We start from the raw sequence: 1,500 nt of genomic DNA on the forward strand, positions 1-1,500 counted from the left end.
TTAGGCACGCCGCCAGCGTTCGTCCTGAGCCAGGATCAAACTCTCCATAATAGAGAAATTCGAATAGCTCGAGTTTCTTGCTGGCATCATTTAAGATGTCAATTTGAATCCGAAGATTCGTTTGTTCCTTTCACCGACGGGGTCGGCTCCAGAACTTTATTTGTTGACGTTTTGCTGTTCAGTTTTCAAGGTTCATATGGTGGAGCCTAGCGGGATCGAACCGCTGACCTCCTGCGTGCAAGGCAGGCGCTCTCCCAGCTGAGCTAAGGCCCCATAATAAAAGTGGTCGGGAAGACAGGATTCGAACCTGCGACCCCTTGGTCCCAAACCAAGTGCTCTACCAAGCTGAGCTACTTCCCGATATTAATAAACTAATGGCGCGCCCGGAAGAATTCGAATCCACAACCTTCTGATCCGTAGTCAGACGCTCTATCCAATTGAGCTACGGGCGCCTATTCATTTAAATGTGACACAATTTTGGTGCCGAGAACCGGAATCGAACCGGTACGGTAGTCACCTACCGCAGGATTTTAAGTCCTGTGCGTCTGCCAGTTCCGCCACCCCGGCGCAAATAAATGGAGCGGAAGACGGGATTCGAACCCGCGACCCCGACCTTGGCAAGGTCGTATTCTACCACTGAACTACTTCCGCGTGAAAAGTGCGGGTGAAGGGAGTCGAACCCCCACGCCTTGCGGCACTAGATCCTAAGTCTAGCGTGTCTGCCAGTTCCACCACACCCGCATATTAAAATAAAGCAGTAAAAATGGTGAGCCATGCAGGATTCGAACCTGCGACCCTCTGATTAAAAGTCAGATGCTCTACCGACTGAGCTAATGGCTCACAAAAAAGTGGTGCCGGCGAAAGGACTTGAACCCTCAACCTACTGATTACAAGTCAGTTGCTCTACCAATTGAGCTACACCGGCACATAATACGTAAATTAAAACAATATGGTGGAGGATGACGGGTTCGAACCGCCGACCCCCTGCTTGTAAGGCAGGTGCTCTCCCAGCTGAGCTAATCCTCCGATTATAATAAACTATAGGGAACTGACAAGCCCGGCGACGTCCTACTCTCACAGGGGGAAGCCCCCTACTACCATCGGCGCTGAAGAGCTTAACTTCCGTGTTCGGTATGGGAACGGGTGTGACCTCTTCGCCTTCATCACCAGACTTGTAATATCCTTTTCAAGGACATTAATCATTATACCAATTCTCTATAGATTTTCAAGTACTTTTTAAATAAAAGTACTTTGAACGACTCTTGTTCGTTCAAAACCGGATAAAACCAACATTGTCGCTGAACTTCAAGTCCAACCGTACTTCATAACTTTTAAGGTTAAGTCCTCGATCGATTAGTATCCGTCAGCTGCACGTGTCGCCACGCTTCCACCCCAGACCTATCCACCTCATCTTCTCTGAGGGATCTTACTTACAAATGTAATGGGAAATCTCATCTTGAGGGGGGCTTCATGCTTAGATGCTTTCAGCATTTATCCCGT

At 48.6% G+C, this 1,500-nt stretch carries 9 tRNA genes and 2 rRNA genes; all 11 read right to left on the bottom strand.

Annotated features, from left to right (window positions below):
* Positions 1-197: 197 nt before the first annotated feature.
* Positions 198-273, bottom strand: a tRNA-Ala gene (locus tag ACFPTP_RS02940).
* Between the two features lie 10 nt (positions 274-283).
* Positions 284-360: transfer RNA gene (locus ACFPTP_RS02945), tRNA-Pro, on the bottom strand.
* Between the two features lie 15 nt (positions 361-375).
* A tRNA-Arg gene (locus ACFPTP_RS02950) sits at positions 376-452 on the bottom strand.
* Positions 453-478: 26 nt separating this feature from the next.
* A tRNA-Leu gene (locus ACFPTP_RS02955) sits at positions 479-567 on the bottom strand.
* Between the two features lie 9 nt (positions 568-576).
* Positions 577-651: transfer RNA gene (locus ACFPTP_RS02960), tRNA-Gly, on the bottom strand.
* A gap of 8 nt (positions 652-659) precedes the next feature.
* Positions 660-741, bottom strand: a tRNA-Leu gene (locus ACFPTP_RS02965).
* Positions 742-764: 23 nt separating this feature from the next.
* Positions 765-840 (bottom strand) — tRNA-Lys (locus tag ACFPTP_RS02970).
* A gap of 9 nt (positions 841-849) precedes the next feature.
* A tRNA-Thr gene (locus tag ACFPTP_RS02975) sits at positions 850-925 on the bottom strand.
* Positions 926-950: 25 nt separating this feature from the next.
* Positions 951-1,026 (bottom strand) — tRNA-Val (locus ACFPTP_RS02980).
* Positions 1,027-1,055: 29 nt separating this feature from the next.
* Positions 1,056-1,171: ribosomal RNA gene (gene rrf, locus ACFPTP_RS02985) — 5S ribosomal RNA — on the bottom strand.
* 162 nt (positions 1,172-1,333) lie between these two features.
* Positions 1,334-1,500 (bottom strand): 23S ribosomal RNA (locus tag ACFPTP_RS02990); the annotation flags it as partial.

This window comes from Sporosarcina koreensis, from assembly GCF_042655825.1.
GTDB classification, from domain to species: Bacteria; Bacillota; Bacilli; order Bacillales_A; family Planococcaceae; genus Sporosarcina; species Sporosarcina koreensis.